Origin of the sequence: Paenibacillus sp. CFBP13512 (assembly GCF_005233705.1) — a bacterium.
GTDB lineage: Bacteria > Bacillota > Bacilli > Paenibacillales > Paenibacillaceae > Saccharibacillus > Saccharibacillus nuruki.
Genome location: NZ_QGAD01000003.1, coordinates 325,064 through 351,985 on the forward strand (window position 1 = coordinate 325,064; position 26,922 = coordinate 351,985).

A 26,922-nucleotide genomic window follows, 5' to 3' on the forward strand; every position below is an offset into this window, starting at 1 on the left:
CCGCAGTTTGTAGCTGGCGCTTAGGCATTCCTAGAATGCTATCATTCAATTTTGGCAAAGGCTCGTAGGTACTTAGAAGAAAAGGAAGAATATTCGCAGACAGGCTATACCAAAAAAACCAAGTGAACAGGGGAGAATACTTTGAAAAAGACGTTTGGATTTATACTTGCCGGTAGTTTGTTGATTGGTGCTCAGGCTCCAGCTTTTGCTGCTTCTGCTAATGAAGTAACACCACTAGGAGATTACACTCCACAAGTGATTACACAATCTACTTTGGTGACTAGCGGATTGACAGGCGATGCAAAAGTATGGAAATTCTTGGACAGACAAAAACGTACAATTGCCGGAGATCAACAAGCAACTGCACAACAAGTTTTTGATATTACTAAACGTCAAGCAGATTCTTCTACAGGTACAGAACATTATCGCATCAACCAAATTTACGAAGGCGTTCCTGTATACGGCGCAGAACAAACACTACATTTCGATAAAACAGGAAATGTATCTTTGTATCTAGGTAGCGTTGTGGAAGACGTTTACGGTAAATTGAGTGATTCTAAAGATGCAAAAGCAGCTGTAACTCCAAAAATTAGCGCTTCTGAAGCAATCAAAATTGCTGAAAAAGATGCTGCTTCTAAAATTGGTTCACTAGGCGAAGCTCAAAAAGCACCAAGTGCTAAATTGTATGTATATGCTCCAGAAGATAAAGCTAGCTTAGCGTATGTAACTGAAGTTAACGTACTTACTCCTGAACCACTTCGTACACGTTACTTTATCGATGCGAAATCAGGTTCAATCTTGTTCCAATATGACTTGATTGAGCATGCTACAGGAACAGGTAAAGGCGTATTGGGCGATACCAAATCGTTCACAACAACAGTATCAGGTTCTAGCAACTTATTGATCGATAGCACTCGTGGAAAAGGTGTACAAACATATACGGCAGCTAACCGTACTTCCTTGCCAGGAACAACAGTATCCAGCACAAGCAGTACGTTTAACGATCCTGCTGCTGTAGATGCTCATACTTACGCAGAAAGAGTATATGATTTCTACAAATCTAACTTTGGACGTAACAGTATTGATGGTAATGGTCTAGCTCTTAAATCAACAGTTCATTACTCTACTAGATATAACAACGCATTCTGGAACGGAACTCAAATGGTATATGGAGATGGCGACGGTTCTACATTCATTCCATTGTCTGGCGACTTAGACGTTGTTGGTCATGAATTGACTCACGGTGTAACCGAGTATACAGCTAATCTTGAATACTACGGTCAATCCGGTGCGTTGAATGAAGCGATCTCTGATATGTTCGGTAACACAATCGAAGGTAAAAATTGGTTGATCGGTGATGCGATCTATACGCCAGGTACAACTGGTGATGCACTTCGTTACATGGACAACCCTGCTAAAGGTGGACAACCAGCTTCAATGTCTGCTTATGTAAATACAAGTGATGATAATGGCGGCGTACACACAAACAGTGGTATTCCGAACAAAGCATACTACTTGTTAGCGCAAGGTGGAACATTTGGTGGAGTGAACACTACAGGTATCGGTCGTTCACAAGCAATCCAAATCGTATATCGTGCATTGAACTACTACCTAACTTCTAGCTCTAACTTCTCAGCTTACCGTTCTGCAATGATCCAAGCTTCTACAGACTTGTACGGTGCAAGCTCTGCGCAAACAACAGCAGTTAAAAACTCTTTGAGTGCTGTAGGCATTAACTAATCTCGAATAGTTACATCCAAGAAGCAGTAAATGATCTCTTTGAGATTGTTTACTGCTTCTTTTTGTTTTCATTTGATAAAATGTGGTTATTTATATAAAATGAAATAATAAACACAGATTTATTTTCTTATTATGAAATAATTGTTGGTTATTTGTGAATAACGAGTCTGAAATCATCTATAATATTTATTTATCAAACATATAAATTTGTTTTAAAAGAAAATTTTCGTTAAAAACAACATTTTTGTTTGGATTGATGATATTATATGCTCTAGTAAACAACATTTATTTTTAAAATCCCAAATAAAGGAGTGGAAGACATGGAACGCGAAATGGCATTGGAAATTGTAAGAGTAACAGAAGTCGCGGCATTGGCTTCGGCTCCCTGGATGGGACGCGGTGACAAAAACAGCGCAGATGAAGCAGCAACATTAGCTATGCGTGCAATGTTTGACTCGGTATCGATCAACGGTACAGTAGTTATTGGTGAAGGTGAAATGGATGAAGCTCCAATGTTGTATATTGGAGAAAAAGTGGGAAATACAGATTCGCCAGAAGTTGATGTGGCTGTAGACCCGCTAGAAGGAACAGCTATTGTAGCGAAGGGGTTGAATAACGCACTTTCGGTTATTGCTGTAGCAGATAAAGGTAATCTTCTGCATGCACCCGATATGTATATGGAAAAGTTAGCTGTAGGCCCTGCATTAGTGGGAAAACTCAGTATTGAAGATCCTGTCGATGTGACTTTGCATAAAGCATCCAAAGCACTCGGTAAAAATATGGCGGATATCACCGTAATGATACTGGATCGTGATCGTCATGAAAGTATTATCAAAACATTACGTAAAGTAGGGGTACGGATCAAATTTATCAGCGATGGCGATGTAGCTGGCGCGATGGCTCCTGCTTTCCCCGAAGCAGGGATTGATCTGTATCTAGGTTCAGGCGGTGCACCAGAAGGTGTACTGGCGGCAGCGGCGCTATCTTGCCTTGGTGGAGAACTTCAAGGCAGACTGATGCCAGCCAATGCAGCTGAATTTGAACGCTGTCAGACAATGGGTATCGAAAATCCGTACCAGATTCTAACGATGCAGGATATGATCGGCACCGACGATGTTATTTTTGCCGCAACAGGTGTAACGCCTGGTGAGATCCTGGGTGGTGTACGTTATCTGGCGGATGATCGTGCAGAGACACATTCAATTGTTATGCGTGCCAAAACCAAAACGATTCGTTATATCAAATCACTTCATTACCTACCGAACAAAGAAGTGCTTCACAAAGTAAGAAAGATTCAAGCAACAGGGCAACCTGAAGATCGCCGTGTAGCAGCTGTTGAATCGGTAGTCAGTAGCAAAAAGCAACCGGTCGAAGCGAAGCCAACATCTTAATCGCTTATATTGCATTTTTGATTTCAGTATTATTCTTTATAAAAAGACAGTCCTTGATAGAAGGGCTGTCTTTTTTTGTATGGATTTGAAGAATCACAGAGATTGGTATAGGATAAATGATAATGAATCTTACTAGAGGAAGGGTATGGACAGCATGGAACTTAGCTTAGATCATGACATGTTAAAAGCTAAATTTTATATCATCATGGAACCACATCCTGATGCGATATATAGTGCTTCTTTTGCAGAGTTGAGTACAGTGGACGGGATGGAGAAGTTTTTACAGTTCTATGCTCCTTTGTTAAAAGCACCAGATACCGAACCTGCGGGCACATTTTTTTGTTCGTGGTTAGGTCGAATCGCATTAGCAGGGCAATATTATCTTTCCTTCTATAATAAGAGTATTGCACTTGAGCCGGATAATTTAATTATGGATATGGTTGAGAGTAATGGATATTGTCAGTTTGCTTTTCGACTTCAGCAATGGGGTGAAGAGCAAGGGCCGGATACACCTGAGGAACGAGCCTTATTCCGTCAGACTCATTTAGAACAGTTGTACCAACAAACGCTTCGTCCTATAGTTGAAGCGATCTCTGCGGTCACAGGAGCTCATGCGCGTGTCTTCTGGCGTCAATTTCCAAGTCAGTTCAATTATTTTGTGCAGACATGGCAACAAGAAGCATCTTCACCAGAGATTGTAGAGCATATTAAAGATGATCATCGGTATGTGACTTCTGAAATGAGTGCTGAACCTTTTGGATTAACGGTGAATCCATTAAATATGCGGACTCGTTATACGACCAGTATTCAAGGAGATCAACAGATTCCACTAAAAAGTGCTTGTTGTCTATATCATCGGATGGATGACGGGGATTATTGTTTCTCTTGTCCGAAGCTTAGTGAAACCGATAGAGATGAGCGTCGTCATGCTTATCAACAAAAGGAGGGGATTTAATTGATTATTGGAATTATATCGGATACCCATCTATCCAGTCGCAATCGTCATTTGCCTAATCATGTATTAGAAGGTTTACAAGGGGTAGATTTAATTTTGCATGCAGGAGATTTCTGTGATTGGTGGGTCTATGAGAAGTTGTCTGAATTAGCGCCTGTCGAAGCAGTCGCAGGTAATAATGATGGATCAGAGATTGTGGAGCGATTAGGACTACAAAAGATTATTGAAGCGGGCGGTAAGCGAATCGGATTGGTGCATGGAGATGGATGGAAAGGGACGACACCGGATCGTGCTTTTAATACGTTTCCTAATGAAGCAGTAGATATTATTGTATTTGGACACTCGCATACACCATTGTCTGAAGTGCGAGAAGATATCCTACTATTCAATCCGGGTTCGCCAACAGACAAGCGCCGTGAACCTCGATACTCTTATGGTAAGATCACGATTGAGGGCGATCAAGTATCTGCGGAACACTTCTTTTTTGATAAAGAATAATCTATAGATCCTATATAAAAGGGTTGATGATAAGCGTATGTCGCTCAAATCATCAACCCTTTTCGTGATGCCTATTTACGTATTACATCAGGATAAAGTGATCGTTTACCATGCGGAATACTCTAGGTGAATCCAACTTGAGATGGAGCGTGTACTATCACTGGATAACGTAATTCGATACAGACCCGGTATAGGATCGTTAGGAGAAAGAGGTAATATACGATGCAAAAATCCACCTTGATTGCCGTCAATAATCTCTGTGACGACAGGTGTCCATTTTTCAGTAGACCATGAGTAAAATTCATAGGTCATGAATACACGCTCTCCTGGCAGTAATGTAACAGAAATCTCGGCATCTACATTGCCACCCGGGCCAATACTAGGACTGTAATACACACGATTATTTTGATCCATCGATCCTGGGAAATCATCTTCTGCATATAATGAAGGTGTGATCGTATTTTCGCTAGATGAAGGGATCTCATTGTGCTCCATCGCCATCATTGAAGTGGGAGAAATAAAGAACGTCATCGTTAAGATCAATCCTATTACTGATGCAGCATATTTTGAATAGTTCATAACATATCCTCCTTGATAAGATAAAGATATATTCCTACTACAAATCCAATAGCGAGTGGGAACCTCGATGATCACCTCCTTACTCAAGTAGCAAACAAGCTGTTATCACAACTAAAAAGTAAGCGTCATCATTTTACATCCTAATATTACTATATTTTCCATAATATTAATATAAGTAACTAGAAATAATGTAGGCTGCATAACGAATATACCGATATCAACAATGCAATAGGTCTATAACTATAAGGAAAAATGACTTTATTTTTACATAAGATATATAATTATAGGGTTATAACTTAAATATTTCCTTATATTCATATAGATAGAACTATTATTCGATGATATCGTTAACTTAAACCTGATAAACATGATTTTAAGTAACAGGTTGCATATTATACTTCAAAAGGAGCGATATCACTGATGAAAAAATGGTTAACAACAGCGTTAGCGGCTACTTTGTTAGCATCAGTAGTTACAATTGTGCCGACAACTGCTGTACCAACAACAACTGTTGAAGCGGCAGGAGTACAAAACACTACCATTATCGTGAAAGCAGGGGAAGTGTATGATGGCAAAGGAGCACGTTTCATCGCAGGAAGTGCTCTTGGAGATGGCAGTCAAAAAGAAGGTCAAAAACCTATTTTCCGTGTTGAAAATGGGGGTACATTAAAAAATGTAGTACTGGGTTATCCAGCGGCTGATGGCGTACATACTTATGGCAACGCCACTCTGGAGAACATTGTCTGGGAAGATATCGGTGAAGATGCAATGACAATCAAAGAGAGCGGAACAGTTACGCTTAAAGGCGGTTCAGCTACCAATGGTGACGATAAAATGTTCCAAATCAATGCTGCTTCTACGTTTAAAGTGAGTAACTTTAAAGGTTCCAAAGCAGGTAAATTTATTCGTCAATTGGGCGGAAGTACATTCAAAGTGAATGTAACAATCGACAATTGCGATATCTCTGATATGAAAGAAGCTATTTTCCGTACAGATAGTTCAACAAGTACAGTGAAAATGACAAATACTCGTTACCACAATGTAGGCACTAAATTTATTGGTGTTAAAAACATTACGGAAAGTGGTAACACTCAATATTAATAGTTAACGATCCAGTTATTGGTGTACATGTTTTCCCAACTCTAACCCTGATTTGTCCTTGTTCTTAGCAAATCCCCCTTTGCTACTATAAATAGAACAGTTAACCTCCAACTCACATCGTAGTGAGTTAGGAGGTTCTTTTTTTGTGCATAATTATGCTTTATGTATCGCAGAAATTGCATATTTAATCTTTTTTTAAGTAATTCATGATCTGAATTTAAGGTTTATCCTCCACAATGAAATGACATAAAAGACATACATGTACTATTTATAGTCGGGGGAGGAACACCTATGGAAATAAGAGCAAATGCAGTATCCAAATCGAGGATAGATATCCCACTTATTTTTATTTTAATCCTTTCTGCTTTTCTGAACATATGGAAGATTTGGGAAAACGGAAATGCAAATGCTTACTATACAGCAGCAGTAACCAGTATGCTTCAAAGTTTCCATAATTTTTTCTATGCTTCATTTGATCCCGGAGGATTTGTAACGATTGATAAGCCTCCTGTAGCGTTCTGGGTGCAGACGTTATTTGCATCTATTTTTGGAGTGCATGGATGGAGCGTCACGTTGCCGATGGCATTAGCAGGTGTCGGATCGGTAGGTTTAATTTATCTTATTGTCAAACCGACTTTTGGAACGTCTACAGCACGTTTAGCAGCACTAATGATGGCGATCACCCCTGTAGCAATAGCCGTACAACGTTCCAATAATGTAGATAGTCTATTAGTATTCTGTTTGCTACTAGCAACATGGATGTTATTCAAAGGCATGAAGCAACATAAAGCACTATGGATTATTGCCGGATTTTCGATGGTGGGTATTGCTTTTAACGTCAAGATGCTACAAGCGTATATGATCTTACCTGCCTTATATGTATTTTATCTTTTGGCTTACCAAGTTCATTGGAAAAAGAAACTATCTGTTCTAGCGATCGGAACGGTATTGTTAGCAGGTATTTCGGTATCATGGGCAATGGTAGTCGATAGTGTACCGGCTAGTGAGCGACCTTATGAAGGAAGTAGTCAGACAAACTCTGTGATGGAATTAGCTTTTGGCTATAATGGACTGAATCGTCTAACCGGACAGACGTCTGTACTTGCACCAGCGAATGAGCTGAACAGCAGTCAGATTGCTTCTCCAGCAGGAGGTAGAAACACAGGAACGATGTTTAATATTGGCGATGCAGGCCCGCTTCGTTTATTTCAATCCAGTCTTTCCGGTCAAGCAAGTCTATTATTACCATTTGCGATCATCTCATTGATTGCATTATTTGCAGGTTTACGCCGAAAATGGCGTCGTCCAGATCATCTAGAAACTATATTCTGGGTGATATGGTTGCTTCCTGTTGCTGGCTTCTTCAGTATTGCAGGATTTTTTCATCAATATTATCTGATTATGTTGGCACCACCTGTCGCTGTACTGGCTGCAACAGGATGTATGGCTCAATGGAAATTATACCGTGAAGAGCGTGGATGGCTATCATGGTTGTTGCCTATCAATATGGCAGTGACAACTGCTTTTCAACTGTATGTGATCTATCCATTTAATGAAACGATCGGTTCAAGTTGGTTTTATATTATTGGCATTTTAGGATTAGGGTTGACGATAGGCTTGATCTTAGGCAAACGTCGTTCTATCTTCAAAGAAAGAAAAGGGTATCTAGCTTCTATGGCGATGGCAGTTCTTATGTTAACTCCAATGTATTGGTCATCATTCTCTATTGTAAATGCTACTGGCAACGTAGCTATTCCAGCAGGTGGCCCTGAAGCGAAAGAAAGATTGGGCGGATTCGGAGGTGCTTCTGCACGTTTAACAGCCCCCGAAGAAACACCTCCTGCGAGAACGCCTAATCGTGGCGGTATGTATCAGAGTGCCAATGAGAAATTATTACAATATGCGATGGAGCACAATACAGGGGAAAAATATCTATTCGCTGTATCTAATGCAAGTACAGCCGCCCCTTATATTATCCAAACAGGCAAGCCTGTGATGGCAATGGGTGGATTCGGAGGCAGTGATCCGATTCTCACCGTAGACTCTTTACAAGATTTGATCAGCAAAGGAGAAATCAAATACTTTATGATCAATGGTATAGGGGGTCGTGGTGGTGAAGCTAGTGAAGTGATCACATGGATTAAAGCACACGGCACAGAAGTTCCTACGGAAGAGTGGCAAGATACGACCAGTACGGTTTTACAAAATAGCCTTTCTGGAGCTAATAATACTAAAGTTACAAGTTCTACTATGAACAGCCCTCTAAATGGGATGAATCGTACCCATAATGGCGGTGGATTCGGTGGGATGATGAGTGGCACATTGTATGAAATTACACCAGCAGATATTAATTCATAAGATTGTATAAATACTATCCTCTTTTTCTTGTAGATTCACTCTACAGAAGAAGAGGATTTTTGCAATATTGATTCGATTGCGTTTCATAATATATAAGAGGTTTACATATTATCTTATACGATCTTTTTAATTGTAAGTAAGTATCGAACATCTACTAACGTACACTTGTACGTGAATGATCTATATGGAGAAACCAAAGTCAGTGTTGATTATAAAAAGAAAAAAGGAATATAGGAGGGTAATATTTATGATTAGTGATAACACATTATACGATTGCATTATTGTAGGTGGAGGCATTGCAGGATTACAGGCGGCTATTCAGTTAGGCAGATATTCTGCACATGAAGTACTGGTGATTGACGCTGGACATGGACGTTCTACTTTGTGCCAGAACTACGGAAACATTCTTGGATTTCCAAATGGTGTCTCAGGCGAAGAGTTGCGTAAGCTTGGACGTGAACATGCAGAACCATTAGGTGTACAATTTCATGAAGATCGCATTTTGGAAGCTCAACAAAAAGAAGATCATTTTCTACTCAAAGGTGCACAAGGAGAAAGTTATAAAGCCAAAACGCTATTGTTAGCTACAGGCTTAATTGACCGTTTCCCACGATTACCGGGATTAGTTGAAACATTGGGTTATAGTGTATATGTATGCCCGGATTGTGATGGTTATGAGATTGAAGATCGTCGTACAGTCGTGATCGGTGCAGGAGAAGCAGGAGCACAAATGGCTCTTATTCTGTCAGAGCGTACTTCAGACTTAATCTATATCAATCATGAATCCAAGCCATTCCGTCCAGAAACGATGGAGCATTTACAACACAAACAAATATCGTATATCGAATCGGCTGTAGCTAAAGTGGATTATCATGAAGGTGGTATTATCCATAGTGTAGAGCTAGAAGATGGACAGACCATTGAAGTGGAACGTGGATTTATTGCTTTTGGCGGAAATCATGTCAATTCAGAGCTTGCCGAGCAATTAGGTGTAGAAACGATTCATAATCATCATATAGAGACCGATCCACGCTCTAAAATGAGCAATATTGAAAATGTATGGATTGCTGGTGATCTAGGGGCACATTCAGAACAAGCGAATATTGCTATGGGCGAAGGAGCACAAGCGGCGATATGGATTAATAAAACATTATTAAAAATGAAAAGTACTCCACAAAAGCAAACAGTAAATTAATAACTATATTTCTATAATATTCTAGAAAGCAAAAGACACTTTAAGTGCGCTTTTGCTTTCTTTTGTGAAAACGGTTGTGTTAAAATTGAGATGGATTACTATTTAATTGGTCAGGTGGGGTGTCATATTGCGTTTATATCCTAAAAAGGGATTCAAGCTTGTCACCATTGTAAGCACTATCATCGTTTTCTCAATCCTACTCACGATGATTATTTCTGTTTACTCCGCTTATCTGGTTAGTAAACAAGCGCTTGTTGATAATTATCTGGAAAGCAATTACCAGCATGCTAGTGAACTGGCTAATGCTGCGGGTAATGTGTTAGATACAATGCAAGAAAGTGTCGATGGACTCGCTACAATATGGCAACGTGGAAGTAAAATCGATCAAGATTTGTTAGAAGATTTGTATTCTAATAACAAAAATTACTTTAATTCGATTGTCATTGTAAATAAGAAGTTAGTTGTAGATAATACGGTACCTGCTACATCAGGTGTCACAGCAGGGCAACAATTAAGTGGACCTATCAACAATATGTTGTTAGAGATACGTATTCCTCATATCACTGAGCCTTTTCGAAGTAAAGATGGTAGATGGATTGTATTAGTAACCAGCCCTTTATTTGATAAGCAAGAACGTTATTATGGGTATATTGCCGGAACGATTTATTTGCAAAAATCAAATGTATTACAAGGTATTTTAGAACATGATTATTCTTCGGATGGTTCGTATATCTATGCCGTCGGGCCTAAAGGGAATATTATTTTCCATCCGGATATCAACTTAGTCGGAGTAAGCAAAGCTTCGGATGAAGCAGTGTGGAAAGTCATGGCAGGTCTAGCAGGCAAAATTGAATTTACCGATCAACAAGATCAGACCTTCTATACTGGCTATGCTTATAATATGAAAACTAGCTGGGGTGTGATTGTCCAAACGCCTGCATCGGTGATTGATGTTCCTCTCCGTGAATTATTGCAGAAGAGTATTCTGTTATCTTTGCCTTTATTGCTGATTACGTTAGCGGCAGGTTGGATTATTACGTATTTGGCTGTTCGACCGTTGCACGTATTGGCTGAATATTCGAACCGGATGGTCAATGATTGGCGTAGTGAAGCTTTACCGCCGATGAAATCGGGAACGTATGAAGTGAAAGTCCTGTATCAAAGTATTCGATTTACTACACGTCAATTACAGAAGTACATTATGAAACTAAAAAATGAAACGGCTCTGGATGGTCTAACAGGGCTTGCAAACCGTCGTAACTTTGATTCGACACTTGAAGCATGGTGTATTGGGGATGAACCTTTTGCCATGGTCATGTTAGATATTGACCGTTTCAAGCGAGTGAATGATACGTATGGTCATCTTACCGGAGATCGAGTGATGCAATTTTTAGCGGTCATTATGCGTAACGTGTCACGTGAAGGAGACGTTTGTTTTCGATACGGTGGGGAAGAATTCGGTATTTTACTACGTGGATGTAATGTGACTCGTGCTTATATTGTAGCAGAACGATTGCGTGAATTGCTTCAAGGAACGGTGAGTCCTTCAGGTGAAATAATTACGGTGTCTAGTGGAGTGGTAGCTTTCCCTGAACATGGCCGAACTCCAGATGATCTGATTAGTCATGCGGATGAAGCAATGTATACGTCTAAGCGTGAAGGTAGAAATCGAACAACGATTTATTACAACCAACCGATAGAAGTTGCTGAAGAAGTAGAAAAAGAACCGACTCCTGAAGAAATCAATATATAACCAAAGCTTGTTCACGTGAGATCGTGAACAGGCTTTTTTTGTTATGTATGCTTTTCTTTCATTTGAACGATAAGTATGAGCCTTCATTTTAGAGACATTAAACGATCCGATTGATATGTTCTATATCTGTATTAATCTTATCTATAAGCGAATTCATTGACCTTATCCCAGATTAGGTCTACATTTATGTGACAATACCAATTAAGTAGATAGGAATTAACAACATTAGAAAAAAAGAGGGAGGATCTAGAGGATGAGTGAACTTGCTATAGCATTATCTTTGCCGGATACGCTTGAATCGGACGTGATTCGTATTCGCCGCGAATTGCATGCTTATCCTGAAGTTCTTTTCGATGTTGATCATACAACTACACTGATTGTCGGACTATTACGCAAATGGGGATTGGACGTACAACATGGTGTGGGTAAGCATTTTGGCAAAGGAATAGTAGGTATCCTGCATGGCGCAGAACCGGGCGAGACTATTCTATTACGTGCAGACATCGATGCTTTACCGATTCAAGAAGAACATCAGTATCCGTACCGATCTCAACGTGAAGGGTATATGCATGCTTGTGGTCATGATGCTCATACAGCGATGTTGCTTGGTGCGGCTAAAGTATTAAGTCAACATCGAGAACAGATTCGTGGAACGATCAAGTTTGTTTTTCAACCAGCTGAAGAAGGGGCACTGCTTTCACCTATTGATGGACGATGGATTAGTGGCGGACGAGATATGATCGAAGATGGTATTTTGCAAGGAGTGTCGCAATCTTTCGCAATGCATGTCTGGCCTGATCTTCCTGTAGGGAGTATTGGGATTCATGAAGAGACGGCAATGGCGGCATCTTGTCACTTTTCAGTTCATTTTCAAGGGACTTCAGGTCATCATAGTGCTCCTCATTTATCGTCAGACGCTATTATTATGGCGGCACGGTTTGTAAATGATATGCAGATTTTTATGACAACAGGTATTAATCCTAGCGAAGCCAAAGTGCTATCTTTTGGAACACTACATGCAGGCACTGTCAAAAATGTGATTGCAGGCGAAAGTGAAGTTACGGGAACGTTTCGTGCTTTTCGAACAGAAACAGTAGAGCGGATCACACGGGCAATTGTTGATTATGCCCATAGTATTGCTTGCCTGCATGGAGGAAAAGCAACTATAACTCAGCGCACCGGTACGGTACTGAATAATGAATCTTCAGCCGTACAAACAGCTAGGAAAGCGGCAGAACCTATTTTTGGCAAAGAGCATGTACTGACGTTAGAGCAACCTTTTCTTGCCGGTGAAGACTTTGCCCTATACACTCAGCATCGTCCGGGGGTATTTGCTTTTATCGGTTGCCGTTCACCAGAAGCGACAACAGCGTATCCTTTACATCATCCCAAGTTCGATATCGATGAACAGGTTCTTCTTTTAGGAACCAAAATGCATATTCAGTTTGCTTTAGATGCACTGACTTGATCACAACAATGACTTACAAGCTATAGATCAATTCTATTAAAGATAAAGGGTGGATGATCATGACTCAAAAGACATTGAAATTAGGAGCTATTATTCAAGGTGTAGGCGGTAACATGTCAGCTTGGAGACATCCAGAAGCGATTGCTGATGCGAGTATTAACTTCGATTATTATCGTCAACAAGCGTTAAAAGCAGAATCGGGCAAGTTTGACTTTTTATTTATCGCAGACGGTCTGTATATCAATGAAAAATCAATCCCTCATTTTCTGAATCGCTTTGAACCGATCACCTTATTATCTGCTCTAGCAGCGATTACTTCACGTATTGGTTTAGTCGGTACACTATCCACATCATATAGTGAACCTTTTACAGTAGCTAGACAGTTCTCAAGCATCGATCATATCAGTGGTGGGCGAGCAGGCTGGAATGTAGTTACTTCGCCACTTGAAGGTTCAGCGCGCAATTATAGTAAGCCTGAACATCCTTCTCATCCTGAACGGTATAAGATCGCCGATGAGTATTTACAAGTAACCAAAGGGTTATGGGATTCATGGGAAGAGGATGCTTTTGTACGGGATAAAGAATCAGGAGTATTTTTTGATCCTGATAAACTGCATACCCTTCATCATCAGGGTGAACATTTCTCAGTACAAGGGCCACTCAATATTGGACGATCCCGTCAAGGACAGCCTGTTATTTTCCAAGCAGGTTCTTCTGAAGATGGTAAAAATTTGGCGGCTAAAGAAGCTGATGCGGTATTTACTCGTCATGATAGTCTGGAAAAAACAGTTGGTTTCTATCGTGATCTCAAAGGGCGGCTCGCACAATATGGGCGTACAGCAGATGAATTACTCATTTTACCGGGAATTAGTGTCATTCTGGGTCAGTCAGATGAAGAAGCAGAACGCAAATACTGGCAGGTGGCGAAATTAGTCACGATTGAAAATGCGATAGATTATCTGGGTCGTTATTTTGAACATCATGATTTCAGTCAATATGCTTTAGATGAACTTTTTCCCGAGTTAGGTGAATTGGGTGAAAATAGTTTCCGTAGTACAACAGACAGCATCAAGCATAATGCTCGTCAACATCAGCTAACACTACGAGAAGTTGCATTACAAGCGGCAACACCTAGACCTACCTTTATCGGAACTCCAGAGCATGTGGCAGATCAGTTGCAACAGTGGTTTGAAGCAGGAGCGGCAGACGGATTTATTGTCGGCGGAGGTACCCCGCAAGGATTAGCTGAATTTATTGATCAAGTTGTTCCTATTTTGCAAGCCCGAGGTCTTTATCGTACCGAATATGAAGCAGATACGCTGCGAGGTAATCTAGGGCTGAATATTCCAGCTAATCGTTATACTCCACATACCTCTCCGGTTACACGGTGAAAGGAATCACTTATGGCACATACTAAAAAACAGTATTTACCTGCATCGTTAGGATGGACTGCAAGTATTCTATTGATAGCTCTATCATTGGTATTATCCGGTTGCGGAGGCGTAGCAGCAGAGAAAAGTAGTGCTCAAGGCCATGCTACAGCTAATGGAGGAAATTTAACATATGCGCTAGCCACTTCACCCGATACACTTGATCCTCATCGTAGTGGTCTAGCGGTATCGGTGAGGGTGATGCGTGCATTGTACGATAGTCTTGTGTTGCAGACCGCCGATGGTTCGATTAAGCCTTGGCTTGCAGAGTCTTGGACAACTTCCAAAGATGGCAAAAGCTATACATTCAAATTACGCAAAGATGTGAAGTTTCACGACGGCACTCCTTTTAATGCAGAAGCAGTCAAATTCAACTTTGATCGTGTGATCGATCCAGCGACCAAAGCAGCCAATGCACTAGCACTTATTCGTCCTTATGAATCGTCTAAAGTGATCAATGAATATACCGTGCAAGTGAATCTATCGACACCTTCCGAAGCTTTTCTAGGTAATATTAGTCAAGCCATGCTAGGGATCATGTCTCCAACAGCAGCGAAAAAAGAAGGCGAACAATTTGGTAAGCATCCTGTCGGTTCAGGTCCTTATCAATATGTTGATTGGAAAGACAATACTTTCATTCAAGTAAACCAAAATCCGGATTACAAATGGGCTCCTGAAACCGTGAAAAATACAGGCACACCTTATATCAATGGCATTACATTCTCAATTATTCCTGAAGAAGCGACACGGATCGGTAGTGTACAAAGTAAGCAGGTACTTGCTGCTGAGACAGTACCTCCACAAAATATATTGGCACTCAAAAACAGCCCGGATCTTCAGTTATTGCAAGCCAACACACTCGGCTTACCATATACCTTATTTATCAATGAACGTCATGCTCCGTGGGATGATGTCAAAGCAAGACAAGCTCTACAATCTGCGATTGATGTGAATGCGATCGTCAAAACGTTATATCTAGGTACGTATGAACGCGCATGGTCTTCATTGACTCCAGGCATTCTAGGTTACGATGAGTCATTGGAAAATAAAATCCAACCTGATCTAGCTCGTGCTAACCTTCTGCTAGATGAACTGGGATGGGTGAAAGGGCAAGATGGTATCCGTGTCAAAGACGGCAAGCGTCTCACGCTCAAATATGTAGACGGTTCTCCTAACCGAGAAAAGCGCAATGATATTGCGGCGATGATCCAACAGCAATTAAAGCCTGTCGGTATCGATGTGCAAGTCAATATTACTAAAGATATTGCGACAGTAGTCTATCAAAATGGAGAGTACGATCTGTACGGTAATAGTCAGGTGAATTCTGATCCTAATGCATTGTCGGCGTTCTATCATACTGCTGATCCGTCAGCCCGTCCGACATTACCCGGGTTATCTGATCCGCAAGTCGATCAATGGCTAGAACAAGGAGCTATTGAAAAAGATAAAGACAAACGTGCTGAAATCTATCGCAAGGTACAACAACGTATTAGCGAACTGTCTGTGATTATTCCTGTTTACATTTTCCCGTATACGATAGCAGCATCGAAGACTGTACAAGGCATTACATTTGATTATCTAGGTTATCCGATATTTAACGATGTACGTATCGGAGGATAAGGAGGGATCTATGGTACAGACGATCATAACACGCACGATCTCATCGTTACTGGTTATTGTAGGATCATTAACATTGGTATTTGCGATCTTTTACTTGCTACCCGGTGATCCTGTACTATCAATGATTGATCCCACATATGCTACACCTGAAATGATCGAAAACCTACGGGTACAGTTAGGATTAGATCAGCCATTTTATATTCAATTTGGTCATTATCTCGCAGATATGTTACGTGGTGATTTTGGCGTATCGATGGTGAATTCTGATCCTGTATTACCCAAAATCTTAGCGAATTTTCCGTCTACATTGATTTTGACTTTATCCAGTACATGTATAGCTGTCATCATTGGTGTAGTGCTTGGTATATTATCGGCTGTTCATCGTAACGGTTGGATTGATATTGTAGCACGAACCGTCGGCTTATTCGGAATTTCGATGCCTACATTCTGGTCAGGCATTTTGCTGATTTTGATCTTTTCTATTCAATTGGGCTGGTTCCCGGCAATGGGTTCGGAAGGGATATCGACACTGGTACTGCCTGCGATTACGCTCGGGATTGTTGGAGCAGGCTTTGTGATTCGAATGGTGCGTAATAGTATGTTGGAAGTGCTGAGTGAACCTTTTATCACGACTTTACGGGCAAAAGGAATATCACGTCATGTGATTATGTATAAGCATGCTTTGCGTAATGCACTGATTCCTGTGGTAACAGTCGTCGGTATGCAGATTGGAGAAATGCTAGCCGGAACGGTAGTGATCGAGACGGTCTTTTCCAGACAAGGTATTGGACGGATTCTAGCAGATGCGATTATGGCACGTGATATTCCAGTGGTACAAGGAGTTGTCTTTTTTACAGCTATTCTATACGTAGTTATTAATCTACTGGTAGATATCTCATATACGTATATTGATCCTCGTATCCGTCGTTCGAGTACTTCGAGATAAAAGGGAGGGTATCTATGAAGCAGGCAACACCAACATTAACAACAGACTGGCAAAATGAATCGTCTTCCACGGTACGATCGAAAAAGTTATCATGGCAAGCAACAACGACCCGTTATATGTGGTATATCGCATTAGCTCTTATTGCATTTATTGTACTCTGTGCGCTTGTGCCCCAGTGGATTGCTCCATATTCACCTGTAGACATGGTAGCCGATCGCATTTTACAAGCACCTAATGCTATCAATTGGCTAGGTACCGATTATTTTGGAAGAGATATATTCAGTCTGGTAGTCTATGGCGCTCGGGATTCGTTGTTAATCGGATTTAGCTCGGTCGTTATAGGTATACTTGTAGGCGTATTGTTAGGCACAGTGGCAGGCTATATTGGGGGCATACTGGATACGATCGTAATGCGCTTTATAGATATTTTAATGACTATTCCTGGTGTTTTGTTAGCCTTAGCGATTGCGGCTGCACTGGGTCCGGGATTGCTGAATATTATTATTGCGATCTCTGTCTCGGCGATTCCCGGTTATGCGCGTGTGATGCGTGGTCAGATGGTGAGTTTGCGTAGTCGAGGGTATGTAGAAGCTTCTCGCTCTCTAGGAGCTTCTGGACTGCGTATCGTCTGGAAGCATATTCTTCCTAATGCAGTCTCACCGATTCTAGTGATGGGAACGCTAGGTCTAGGTACAGCGATTCTCGCAGGCGCAGGGCTTAGCTTTCTAGGCTTGGGTGTGATCCATGAGATTCCCGATTGGGGAGCACTGTTATCTCAAGGTAGAGGCTATCTAACTGTAGCATGGTGGATTTGTACTTTCCCCGGACTAGCTATTACTGTATTTGTACTTGCGATCAATATTATAGGAGATGATCTCAGAGATCGGTTAGATCCCCAAAGTTCTTATCTATAATCATGGATAATTTTGAGTCTATACCATGTGAAAAAAAGTAGAGCGTATACGCTACAACAAAGTCCGTCATAGGATGAGGTTGTGATGTATACGTTCTTTGGCGTGAAAAAAGATTGTTTCTTTCTTGACTGTATAGGGGAATAATGACAAGATTTATTCCATATCGACTAGAATATAAAGAGGGGGAAGGCTATGGAGTACTTTATCGCTGTACTTGTCTTACTTTTAATGATTGGTATTTCTAATATTTTGAATCGACTGGTTCCTTTGGTGCCAGTACCTTTATTCCAAATTGCACTCGGGATCATTGTCTCGATCGTAGGCGTAGAGTTACCCCTTGATCCTGAATTATTCCTTGTGCTATTTATTGCGCCATTATTGTATAACGATGGACGGCGTACACCTAGAGATGAGTTATGGAATCTGCGAGTCCCTATTATAGCGCTAGCCTTTGGGCTTGTATTTGCTACGGTATTGATTGCAGGTTATGCCATTCATAGTCTAATTCCAAGTATTCCGTTACCCGCAGCGTTTGCTCTAGCGGCTATACTATCGCCTACCGATGCAGTCGCTGTAGGTTCGCTCGCAAAGCGTGTCCATTTACCACAATCTATTCATCGGTTACTCGAAGGAGAATCTTTGCTCAATGATGCTTCCGGTCTGGTAGCTTTTAAATTTGCTGTAGCAGCTACAGTCACCGGTGCTTTTTCATGGTGGGAAGCTTCTTTTAGCTTTGTGCTTGTGGCTTTGGGCGGATTGGCTCTTGGCGCATTGATGTCTTTTATCCTTATTCGTTGTCAGGTGTGGTTACGACGTTGGGGAATGGAAGATATTACGGTGCATGTATTGTGGCAAATTCTCACTCCATTTGTAATCTACTTACTCGCCGAAGAAATTGGCGTATCCGGTATTTTAGCTGTTGTTGCCGGGGGTATTGTTCATGCGATGGAGCGTGATCGTGCTGAATCCGTACAACTTAAAATGCAATTAGTGTCTACCAGTACATGGTCTGTGCTTGTATTTGTACTAAATGGTCTGGTATTTATGATTCTTGGTGTACAGATTCCAGAAGTCATGGGAACTATATTCCAAAATGTCAATTTCGACAACGGAAGAGTACTGGGTTATGTCGTACTTATTACATTACTTCTGTATGTGCTACGTTTTATCTGGATTTATGCATTTTGGAGTGTACGCTATTTGTTACAAGCGCCTTCCGAATCCAATCGACCTAGCCTTAGAGGGATATTATTAACTTCTTTATCTGGAGTTCGTGGTGCCTTAACCTTAGCAGCTGCGTTTTCTATTCCATATGTATTAAATGATGGAAGTGCATTTCCAGAACGGGAATTGATCTTATTTATTGCAGCGGGAGTTATTCTACTGAGTCTGATCTTAGCGAGTATTTTCTTGCCATTATTATCTTCTGATCCAGAACCTGTAGTGACGCTTGCTGATAAAAAGAAAAAATCAGAAAAAGATATTCGACTTAAAATTCTAGAAGCGGCTGTACAATCGGTTCATTCTAATATGAACGATTCCAATCGTGATGCCGCTCGTAATCTTATCGCTGAAGTGAAAGGCTATATGTCCAAAAGCGATGTGTTCCAAAAGCGGATCATGGAGATTAACGGTATGGGATCACAGGAAATGGAGATTTACCTGCACGGTATTCAAGCTGAACGTACAGAAGTCAGACGGTTACGTAATCGCGGGGAGATCACCGCAGAGATTGCGATGACTTTCGAATATCGACTAGATCGTCTGGAAACAGTTCTTCGAGATCGATCAGATACGGGTATAGCCGAATGTCTGGACAAGTGGAAAGGGATGATTCCACTGAACAATGCAGAACAGCATGAAACGTTAGAGCCGAATGATGAAGCAGCACGAACACATATGCTGAAAAAGTTAAAACTGCATACATCGATTGCGGCTATTGAAGCGATTCAGCAGCAGATGACTCCAGATAACAGAACAGCTTCGACCAAAATTATAGCTCGTTATGAAAAAGTGATTCATGCCATTCAGTACCAGACAGGGCAATCACTACCTGATATTACACTAGATAAAGGAAAACTAGATCTAATTACGACAGCGATCCAAAATCAACGTGATAAAGTACAAGAACTGTATGAAAGTGGAGAAATTGACCGTCAACACGCTCGTAAAATGAGACATTTTGTTCAAGATTTAGAAAAGTGGATACTGATGGAAAATTAAAAGTATGTCAAATTTAAGACGAAATGATATTTTTACAAAAAATGGTTATCAAATTCGGTTATGTTGAACCGGTGTTGGGTAAGTTATAAATAGGAAGTAGTCGATATATTATCTTCTACGTTAAAGAAGATTTATCCAAATGAAGCGTTTATCTCGAAGCATGATGGTAGTACATATCGTATTATGCTTGGGATAAACGATCTCTTCATTTGAAATAGAGAGAACAAGAATGATACATATTCTTCTGTGGTCTATACTGTGCTTTTTTTGTGCACAGTTAAAAATAGATCGTTCTTTCTTGATCTATATCGATAGCATTTTTTCCTGATACTCACTAACTATAATTCTACTGGAGGTAACATCATGAAAAAATCAACGACATTCAAAAAACCTATTTTTGCATTAGCTACGTTTGCAATCAGTGCTTCTTTACTTCTACCCGGTGCAGCTTCAGCAGCAGCTGAGACTTCAAATAATGTAAATGGCAGTTATAGTCTCGGTACGAATGGTTATCTAGCGAATACAGGTTGGTCGGGCATGAATAATTCAAATAGTACAATGACTGGTGAAAATCAAGATTCTGCGCAGTCGATCTTTTATGATACCAATTCATCTTTCGGTTATAACTGGGCATATGCAGCAGACATGACAGGTACACAATCTTCTCCAGCAATCTCTTACGGTTGGAACTGGACACCAGGTTATGAGAATGCAGGTAACTTCCCTGTCCAAATCTATAAAGACAACGAGAACAGACGCAGTAATAGTAGTAGCTCTAGCTCTCGTCAAAGCCAAATGAAAGATATCAATACTTCAGTGAGCTATTCGACTGAAGAAGCAACAGGTGATTATAGCACAGGATATACGGTATTTATCCATAATACGCAGTGGGCAGGAGCAGAGTCTCAACCTTCTGATATTGTAAAATTAGTCACTTCTACTTCACAGAATGCTTCAACTGTAGTCGAGAATAAAAATGATTCTACTTCAACAACAAACCAAGATATGAAAACGACCACAGCAACATGGGGCGAATCTCTAGGCACAGTGAGTCTAGATGGTGCTAATTGGGATGTGTATCGCAAAGGCATGAATAGTGATATGGAAGGTCAATCGAACTTCAATAGTATGAATGGAAATGTTTATACTTTTGTAAGAACAGAGAATACAGATAGCGTAAACTTGAACATCTCTACCTTTATCAAAAACTTGTTAGATCGTAACGAATTGAACTCCTTTGATTATGTAAGTGGCGTGAAATTCGGTACAGATGTGATGAGTGGTAGCGGTAAATTGAATGTGACAAACTGGTCGATTACAGCTCAATAAGATCATTTTCGAACTAAAATAGTACTGAAATTTATATCATTTCTGAATAAAATCAAAGTGTTTCTTTTGCCTACGGGTGAGAGAAGCACTTTTTTTGCATTTTGACAGTGAAAAAATTACATGGAATTATATGGTAATTAGGAAATGGTAAAGGTGGCTTACTTAAACGGTCTATAAATGAATTCCGCATAAACTAACATATGTGTCATTGTGATATATAAAAAAACAGATGAAAACGTTAACATTTTTGAATATTATAAACAAATTAAATCCATAATTACCAATTTACACCAGTAAAAACTTTCAGTATAATCAGCCCTGAGGAGGTGATTCAGAAGGGGAACAAGCAAACGTAAGCCAAAAAGATAACGCTTACTTTTCGAATGGATACACATGATCCACCCAAATTACTTAAGAAAGAAAGGTGAATTTTTTGAAATCCAAAAAAAGTATCTGGCAAACATTGAAGTACACGATGGCCGTTTCACTATTAACTGGAAGTCTTTTGCCTGTACTTTCTACTCCAGCAGCTTATGCTGAAGCCCATGTCGATAATCCGTTTGTTGGCGCGACTGCGTATGTGAATCCTGATTATGCCAAAGAAGTTAATGCCTCAATTGCGAAAGTAAGTGATGCTTCACTCAAAGCAAAAATGGAAACCATAAAGTCCTATCCTACATCCGTCTGGTTAGATCGGATTGACGCGATAGGCGGTGGTGCGAACAATGCAGGTCGTCTTAGCTTGGAAGCTCATTTGGATGCAGCGTTAGCCCAGAAAAAAGGAAATACCCCGATTACAGCAAGCTTTGTAATTTATGATCTTCCTGGACGGGATTGTCATGCTTTAGCTTCTAATGGCGAACTACCTTTAACACCGGCAGGGTTAGAACGATACAAAACAGAATATATTGATGTGATTGCCGATATTTTCGCTAATCCTAAATATCAAGATATTCGTATTGTAAACGTAATCGAACCGGATAGCTTACCCAATCTGGTGACGAACTTGAGTGATGCACGTTGTGCTCAAGCTAGTTCAACTGGAATCTATGAAGCGGGCGTAAAATACGCTTTAAACAAACTTCATGCAATCCCAAATGTATACAATTACCTTGATATCGGTCACTCCGGTTGGTTGGGATGGGATAACAACCGTACAGCAACGGTCTCTTTGTATACTAAAGTGGTGCAATCTACAACAGCAGGTCTTGCGAGTGTAGATGGGTTTGTAACTAACACAGCGAATACAACACCGCTGAATGAACCTAATCTTCCTAATCCTGATCTAAATGTCGGTGGACAACCGATCAAATCGTCCAAATTCTACGAATGGAATCCTTACTTTGACGAAACTGATTTTACAGGCGCATTGTATAAGGATTTTGTCAGTGCAGGCTGGCCAAGTGGTATTGGATTCTTGATTGATACAGGCCGTAACGGATGGGGTGGACCTAACCGTCCAGTTGCCGCTATTGGAAATGATATCAATACCTATGTGAACTCTGGACGCGTAGACCGCCGCGATCACCGTGGTAACTGGTGTAATGCTAGTGGAGCAGGTATTGGTGTAGCTCCAACATCAGCTCCAGGTGCTCACTTGGATGCGTATGTATGGGTTAAACCTCCAGGTGAATCCGATGGTTCTAGCTCACTGATTCCCAACAATGAAGGCAAAGGCTTTGACCGTATGTGTGATCCTACATTTACAACAGCCGATGGCGTATTAACCGGTGCATTGCCTAACGCACCTATCTCTGGTGCTTGGTTCCATGATCAATTCGTGATGTTAATCAACAATTCTTATCCAGCTGTAGGCGGTTCTACAACACCTACAACTCCAGTTCCAGTAACGGTTCCTACTGCACCAACAGGTCTTAAAGCAACTGCTGAAGATGGTCAAGTCAAATTGAACTGGTCATCGGCAACAGGAGCTACTAGCTATACGGTGAAAAGAGGAACGAGTGCCACAGGAGCTTTAACTACTGTAGGTGCTAATATTACAACCACATTGTACACAGACAAAGCAGTTACAAATGGAACAACGTATTATTATGCTATTACTGCAAATAACACAGCAGGTTCAAGTGTAAATTCGTCTGTGGTGAGTGCTAAGCCACAAGCGACGACAACTACACCGCCAACACCAACAGACCCACCGACACCAACAGATCCAACACCTACACCAGCAGGTGATCTTGTGGTTCAGTATCGTGCGGGAGATACCAATGTTAATGATAGCCAGATCAAACCTTATTTTAATATCAAAAACAATGGTACAGCGGCTGTGAATCTTAGCGATCTCAAATTGCGTTATTATTTCTCTAAAGAAGGATCAGCAGATATGACTGCTTGGGTCGATTGGGCGCAAGTAGGTCAAAGCAACGTAACAACTACATTTACACCTAATTACGTAGAAGTAGGCTTTACTGCTGGCGCTGGAGCACTTCAACCTAGTGCACAGACAGGCGATATTCAACTACGTATGGCCAAAAATGATTGGTCTCCACTAGATGAAAGCAACGATTATTCTTTTGACGCAACCAAGACTTCGTATGCAGATTGGAACAAAGTAACATTGTACAAAGGCAATACATTAACATGGGGTGTAGCGCAATAATAAATAAGCATAATGCGCATATGACCATCTGCTAACTATGCTCAACAGCAAAAGACCTTGTCCTTTTAGGGATAAGGTCTTTTGTATAATTATCATAAGCATGACAAGAATTATAAGTAATCGTTTGAAAACGAAGAAAGAAAATGGGGAAGATCCGGTAAGCTTGCAAGTGGCATCGGATAACTGATCCAATATCCTTGAAAGTCGTTACATCCCAATTCGATCAACTGCCGCCATTGTTCTTCTTCTTCAATGCCTTCAGCAACCACATGCAGTTCCAGTGCCTCTGCCATCGCAAGTAGAGCTTTAAGCACAGGAGGGTTCATTTGCGCCACAAAAGAACGATCTATTTTGATATTGTCGATGGGAAGACGAGTAAGTGTACTGAGTGAAGAATACCCTGTCCCAAAATCATCAATAGAGATCGTATATCCTTGTTCACGTAATTTGAGTAGTGAAGAGCGTTCACTAACCGTATCGATCATAGCTACACTTTCCGTAATTTCGAGATCAATATAACGTGGATTAACGTTTTCTTCTTTGAGAATCTGATTAATTCGATCAATAAAATCAGGTTCACTTAATTGAATTCTGGAAATATTAATAGCAATCTTCGTCTGTTGTCCATATTTGGCTTGAATAATAGTCAGATCACGGCAAGCCTGACGAATCACCCATTCCCCTATCGGAATAATCAGACCTGTTTGTTCAGCGACAGGGATAAAGTCAGCTGGAGAAACCATATATTTATGATCTTTTTTCCATCGTAATAAAGCTTCGACCGCAACGACCTGCTTTTGCTTATTGCCATAGATCGGCTGATACAATAATTGCAGTTCTTCTTTTTCCAGACAACTGTTCAGTGCCAGTTCGTAATTAAAACGTACCACTTGCTCGTACTGCGTACTTTCACAGAACAAATGATGTTTGTTACGTCCGCTTGTTTTGGCATGGTATAGGGCAATATCAGCACGTCTCAAAGCAATCGAGATATTGATATCTTCCGAGAAGAAAGCGATCCCTACACTGACGTTAATCTTAATTTGATGATTGTTGAATAGAAAAGGTTCATTCATAAGAGAGATAATAATCTTCGCCATCTGTTCGGGATGTTCTTGTTCTCGATTAGATACCAGTATAAATTCATCCCCGCTCAAACGAATACTGATATAGTCGGAACTGAAATTGCGTTTAAGACGACCGGCAACTTCAACTAATAAAGTATCTCCACTTTCCATACCCAGAGTATCATTTACATACTTAAGATTATCAATATCAAACATAAATAAATAAGCAGGTTGAGTCACGAACTCATACAGAAAGCGCCGATTCAATAATTGAGTCAATTCATCATGATAGGCGTAATACTGCATTTTCTCTTGATAATGATGACGTTCATCATAACTACGAGTCATGCAGACGAGATGAGTAATATTTTGATGTTCATCAAAGATAGGAGAAATGATACTATCTCCGCTTAATGTTCCGGTAGGCAAAAGATGCCCTTCATCAAAACGTACACTTTGTGCTTGAATAAGTACTTTGGAATATTTGTTATGCAAATATTGAGCCATTTCATATTGATTCCGTTCACTGTATAGCTCAAAAAAGTTTTTACCCATATATTCGCTAGTGATTCCACTAGACAATTCTGCCTTCCGATTGACATAACAATATACGAATTGTCGATTCTCGACAGCCATAATATACACTAGATCTTCCATAGCATCAAAAGCTAACTTAAGAAGCGGATGAATCAGTGAATCTTCGTTATTCATTTAGGTCCACTCCTTTACCATACAAATCATAATCTTAAAATTATTTTTAATATATAATAGGTTTCATCGGTATGTATAGAGCATATATGAAGAAAAAATGAACTTCTTTTTTTAAATGAATTGTTCAAAATTTGATTGTGCTATTCTTTTTAAGGGTATATGACTATAGATATGTGTATTTTATCCATATAAAAGGAGTGTTATAGATGGCACAGAAATTACAAGGAACGGTAGCCCTCGTTACAGGCGCAAGTAGTGGAATAGGGGAAGCAACCGCTAAGACTCTGGCTGCACAAGGCGCAACGGTAGTGGTCGTAGCACGTCGTAAAGACCGTCTGGATCAATTAGCTGCTGATATTACTTCTCAAGGTGGAGCAGCATTCGTGATTGAAGCAGATATTACCGATCAAGTACAAGCACAACAAGCGATTGAACAAACGATTCAAAAATATAATCGTTTGGATATTGTCATCAACAATGCTGGTGTGATGTTATTAGGTCCAGCAGAAAATGCACCGACAGAAGAATGGGATCGTATGGTGTCGATCAATGTGAATGGACTATTGCATATTTCTCATGCTGCATTGCCACATTTACTGAAAGCCGCAGAGCAGTCAGAGCGCAAAGTAGCCGATCTGATCAATATTAGTTCGGTAGCAGGTCGTCGTGCAGGCGCAGGTTCTGCTGTCTACAATATGACCAAATTTGGAGTTGTTGCTTTTAGTGAAGCTCTTCGTCAAGAAGTGACAGGTCGTGGGGTACGTGTAGGCTTAATAGAGCCAGGCGTTGTACAGACCGAATTATCTTCACATGTACGCTCTGAAGTTATGGAAGAGATGGGTAAGCTATTTGGTGATATTACACCGCTAGAATCTCAAGATATTGCAGATGCTATCGAATATGTAGTGACACGTCCTAAGCATGTGGCTATCAATGAAGTATTGATTCGCCCAACCGATCAAGAATTTTAAGATGATATAATAAAAGACAAACGTATATAGATACCAAAAAAGAGTCACACTTATCA

Annotated in this window: 19 protein-coding genes; 17 read left to right on the forward strand and 2 right to left on the reverse strand. The window is 40.5% G+C overall.

Features of this window, described 5'->3' with window-relative positions; translation table 11 throughout:
- Positions 1–141: 141 nt before the first annotated feature.
- From PaeCFBP13512_RS05895 to PaeCFBP13512_RS05910, 4 genes are all read left to right on the forward strand, one after another.
- Positions 142–1,740, forward strand: coding sequence for a M4 family metallopeptidase (locus PaeCFBP13512_RS05895; protein ID WP_069329789.1), 1,599 nt, complete (start codon positions 142–144; stop codon positions 1,738–1,740).
- A 320-nt stretch (positions 1,741–2,060) separates the two neighbouring features.
- A complete protein-coding gene (gene glpX / locus PaeCFBP13512_RS05900) occupies positions 2,061–3,131 on the forward strand; it encodes a class II fructose-bisphosphatase (protein WP_137221845.1) in 1,071 nt (356 codons plus the stop codon).
- A 145-nt stretch (positions 3,132–3,276) separates the two neighbouring features.
- Positions 3,277–4,086, forward strand: a complete 810-nt coding sequence (locus PaeCFBP13512_RS05905; protein ID WP_083243579.1) for a (2Fe-2S)-binding protein — start codon at positions 3,277–3,279, stop codon at positions 4,084–4,086.
- The gene (locus PaeCFBP13512_RS05910; protein ID WP_069328716.1) at positions 4,087–4,584 is read left to right on the forward strand and encodes a metallophosphoesterase family protein; all 498 of its coding nucleotides are present in this window, start codon (positions 4,087–4,089) and stop codon (positions 4,582–4,584) included. It begins immediately after the preceding gene.
- Between the two features lie 105 nt (positions 4,585–4,689).
- On the opposite strand, the gene PaeCFBP13512_RS05915 is transcribed toward PaeCFBP13512_RS05910, so the two are convergent.
- The gene (locus PaeCFBP13512_RS05915) at positions 4,690–5,163 is read right to left on the reverse strand and encodes a hypothetical protein (RefSeq protein ID WP_137221847.1); all 474 of its coding nucleotides are present in this window, start codon (positions 5,161–5,163) and stop codon (positions 4,690–4,692) included.
- A gap of 420 nt (positions 5,164–5,583) precedes the next feature.
- Between PaeCFBP13512_RS05915 and PaeCFBP13512_RS05920 the strand changes: the two genes are divergently transcribed.
- The 12 genes from PaeCFBP13512_RS05920 to PaeCFBP13512_RS05975 all read left to right on the forward strand — a co-directional run bounded on the left by PaeCFBP13512_RS05920 (position 5,584) and on the right by PaeCFBP13512_RS05975 (position 24,117).
- Positions 5,584–6,264 carry a pectate lyase gene (locus tag PaeCFBP13512_RS05920; protein ID WP_069328277.1) on the forward strand — a complete coding sequence of 227 codons (681 nt, stop codon included), beginning with the start codon at positions 5,584–5,586 and terminating at the stop codon, positions 6,262–6,264.
- 291 nt (positions 6,265–6,555) lie between these two features.
- The gene (locus PaeCFBP13512_RS05925; protein ID WP_137221849.1) at positions 6,556–8,622 is read left to right on the forward strand and encodes an ArnT family glycosyltransferase; all 2,067 of its coding nucleotides are present in this window, start codon (positions 6,556–6,558) and stop codon (positions 8,620–8,622) included.
- A 247-nt stretch (positions 8,623–8,869) separates the two neighbouring features.
- The gene (locus PaeCFBP13512_RS05930) at positions 8,870–9,817 is read left to right on the forward strand and encodes an NAD(P)/FAD-dependent oxidoreductase (RefSeq protein WP_137221851.1); all 948 of its coding nucleotides are present in this window, start codon (positions 8,870–8,872) and stop codon (positions 9,815–9,817) included.
- Between the two features lie 205 nt (positions 9,818–10,022).
- Positions 10,023–11,570: a sensor domain-containing diguanylate cyclase gene (locus tag PaeCFBP13512_RS05935; RefSeq protein WP_137221853.1), complete on the forward strand. Its 1,548-nt coding sequence runs from the start codon at positions 10,023–10,025 to the stop codon at positions 11,568–11,570.
- 253 nt (positions 11,571–11,823) lie between these two features.
- Positions 11,824–13,038, forward strand: coding sequence for a M20 metallopeptidase family protein (locus tag PaeCFBP13512_RS05940; protein ID WP_069328280.1), 1,215 nt, complete (start codon positions 11,824–11,826; stop codon positions 13,036–13,038).
- A gap of 59 nt (positions 13,039–13,097) precedes the next feature.
- The gene (locus PaeCFBP13512_RS05945; protein ID WP_441343320.1) at positions 13,098–14,429 is read left to right on the forward strand and encodes an LLM class flavin-dependent oxidoreductase; all 1,332 of its coding nucleotides are present in this window, start codon (positions 13,098–13,100) and stop codon (positions 14,427–14,429) included.
- A 12-nt stretch (positions 14,430–14,441) separates the two neighbouring features.
- Positions 14,442–16,088: an ABC transporter substrate-binding protein gene (locus PaeCFBP13512_RS05950; protein WP_137221855.1), complete on the forward strand. Its 1,647-nt coding sequence runs from the start codon at positions 14,442–14,444 to the stop codon at positions 16,086–16,088.
- A 10-nt stretch (positions 16,089–16,098) separates the two neighbouring features.
- Positions 16,099–17,034: an ABC transporter permease gene (locus tag PaeCFBP13512_RS05955; protein WP_069328283.1), complete on the forward strand. Its 936-nt coding sequence runs from the start codon at positions 16,099–16,101 to the stop codon at positions 17,032–17,034.
- Positions 17,035–17,048: 14 nt separating this feature from the next.
- Entirely contained in the window at positions 17,049–17,948 is a 900-nt protein-coding gene (locus PaeCFBP13512_RS05960) for an ABC transporter permease (RefSeq protein WP_137221857.1), read from the forward strand.
- A 192-nt stretch (positions 17,949–18,140) separates the two neighbouring features.
- Positions 18,141–20,171, forward strand: coding sequence for a Na+/H+ antiporter (locus tag PaeCFBP13512_RS05965; protein ID WP_137221860.1), 2,031 nt, complete (start codon positions 18,141–18,143; stop codon positions 20,169–20,171).
- A gap of 363 nt (positions 20,172–20,534) precedes the next feature.
- The gene (locus tag PaeCFBP13512_RS05970) at positions 20,535–21,500 is read left to right on the forward strand and encodes a hypothetical protein (protein WP_137221862.1); all 966 of its coding nucleotides are present in this window, start codon (positions 20,535–20,537) and stop codon (positions 21,498–21,500) included.
- Positions 21,501–21,975: 475 nt separating this feature from the next.
- Positions 21,976–24,117, forward strand: coding sequence for a glycoside hydrolase family 6 protein (locus tag PaeCFBP13512_RS05975; protein ID WP_193555940.1), 2,142 nt, complete (start codon positions 21,976–21,978; stop codon positions 24,115–24,117).
- Positions 24,118–24,227: 110 nt separating this feature from the next.
- Here PaeCFBP13512_RS05975 and PaeCFBP13512_RS05980 read toward each other — a convergent pair whose 3' ends face one another.
- Positions 24,228–25,895, reverse strand: a complete 1,668-nt coding sequence (locus PaeCFBP13512_RS05980) for a putative bifunctional diguanylate cyclase/phosphodiesterase (protein ID WP_137221866.1) — start codon at positions 25,893–25,895, stop codon at positions 24,228–24,230.
- A 206-nt stretch (positions 25,896–26,101) separates the two neighbouring features.
- Between PaeCFBP13512_RS05980 and PaeCFBP13512_RS05985 the strand changes: the two genes are divergently transcribed.
- Positions 26,102–26,866, forward strand: coding sequence for an SDR family NAD(P)-dependent oxidoreductase (locus PaeCFBP13512_RS05985; RefSeq protein ID WP_137221868.1), 765 nt, complete (start codon positions 26,102–26,104; stop codon positions 26,864–26,866).
- Positions 26,867–26,922 lie beyond the last annotated feature (56 nt).

Coding starts and splice junctions, on each gene's coding strand:
- glpX (WP_137221845.1), top strand. CDS start 2,061: ATGGAACGCGAAATGGCATTGGAAATTGTAAGAGTAACAGAAGTCGCG.
- PaeCFBP13512_RS05970 (WP_137221862.1), top strand. CDS start 20,535: ATGAAAAAATCAACGACATTCAAAAAACCTATTTTTGCATTAGCTACG.
- PaeCFBP13512_RS05935 (WP_137221853.1), top strand. CDS start 10,023: ATGATTATTTCTGTTTACTCCGCTTATCTGGTTAGTAAACAAGCGCTT.
- PaeCFBP13512_RS05940 (WP_069328280.1), top strand. CDS start 11,824: ATGAGTGAACTTGCTATAGCATTATCTTTGCCGGATACGCTTGAATCG.
- PaeCFBP13512_RS05975 (WP_193555940.1), top strand. CDS start 21,976: ATGGCCGTTTCACTATTAACTGGAAGTCTTTTGCCTGTACTTTCTACT.
- PaeCFBP13512_RS05925 (WP_137221849.1), top strand. CDS start 6,556: ATGGAAATAAGAGCAAATGCAGTATCCAAATCGAGGATAGATATCCCA.
- PaeCFBP13512_RS05985 (WP_137221868.1), top strand. CDS start 26,102: ATGGCACAGAAATTACAAGGAACGGTAGCCCTCGTTACAGGCGCAAGT.
- PaeCFBP13512_RS05905 (WP_083243579.1), top strand. CDS start 3,277: ATGGACAGCATGGAACTTAGCTTAGATCATGACATGTTAAAAGCTAAA.
- PaeCFBP13512_RS05920 (WP_069328277.1), top strand. CDS start 5,584: ATGAAAAAATGGTTAACAACAGCGTTAGCGGCTACTTTGTTAGCATCA.
- PaeCFBP13512_RS05960 (WP_137221857.1), top strand. CDS start 17,049: ATGAAGCAGGCAACACCAACATTAACAACAGACTGGCAAAATGAATCG.
- PaeCFBP13512_RS05980 (WP_137221866.1), bottom strand. CDS start 25,895: ATGAATAACGAAGATTCACTGATTCATCCGCTTCTTAAGTTAGCTTTT.
- PaeCFBP13512_RS05955 (WP_069328283.1), top strand. CDS start 16,099: ATGGTACAGACGATCATAACACGCACGATCTCATCGTTACTGGTTATT.
- PaeCFBP13512_RS05945 (WP_441343320.1), top strand. CDS start 13,098: ATGACTCAAAAGACATTGAAATTAGGAGCTATTATTCAAGGTGTAGGC.
- PaeCFBP13512_RS05965 (WP_137221860.1), top strand. CDS start 18,141: ATGGAGTACTTTATCGCTGTACTTGTCTTACTTTTAATGATTGGTATT.
- PaeCFBP13512_RS05915 (WP_137221847.1), bottom strand. CDS start 5,163: ATGAACTATTCAAAATATGCTGCATCAGTAATAGGATTGATCTTAACG.
- PaeCFBP13512_RS05930 (WP_137221851.1), top strand. CDS start 8,870: ATGATTAGTGATAACACATTATACGATTGCATTATTGTAGGTGGAGGC.
- PaeCFBP13512_RS05950 (WP_137221855.1), top strand. CDS start 14,442: ATGGCACATACTAAAAAACAGTATTTACCTGCATCGTTAGGATGGACT.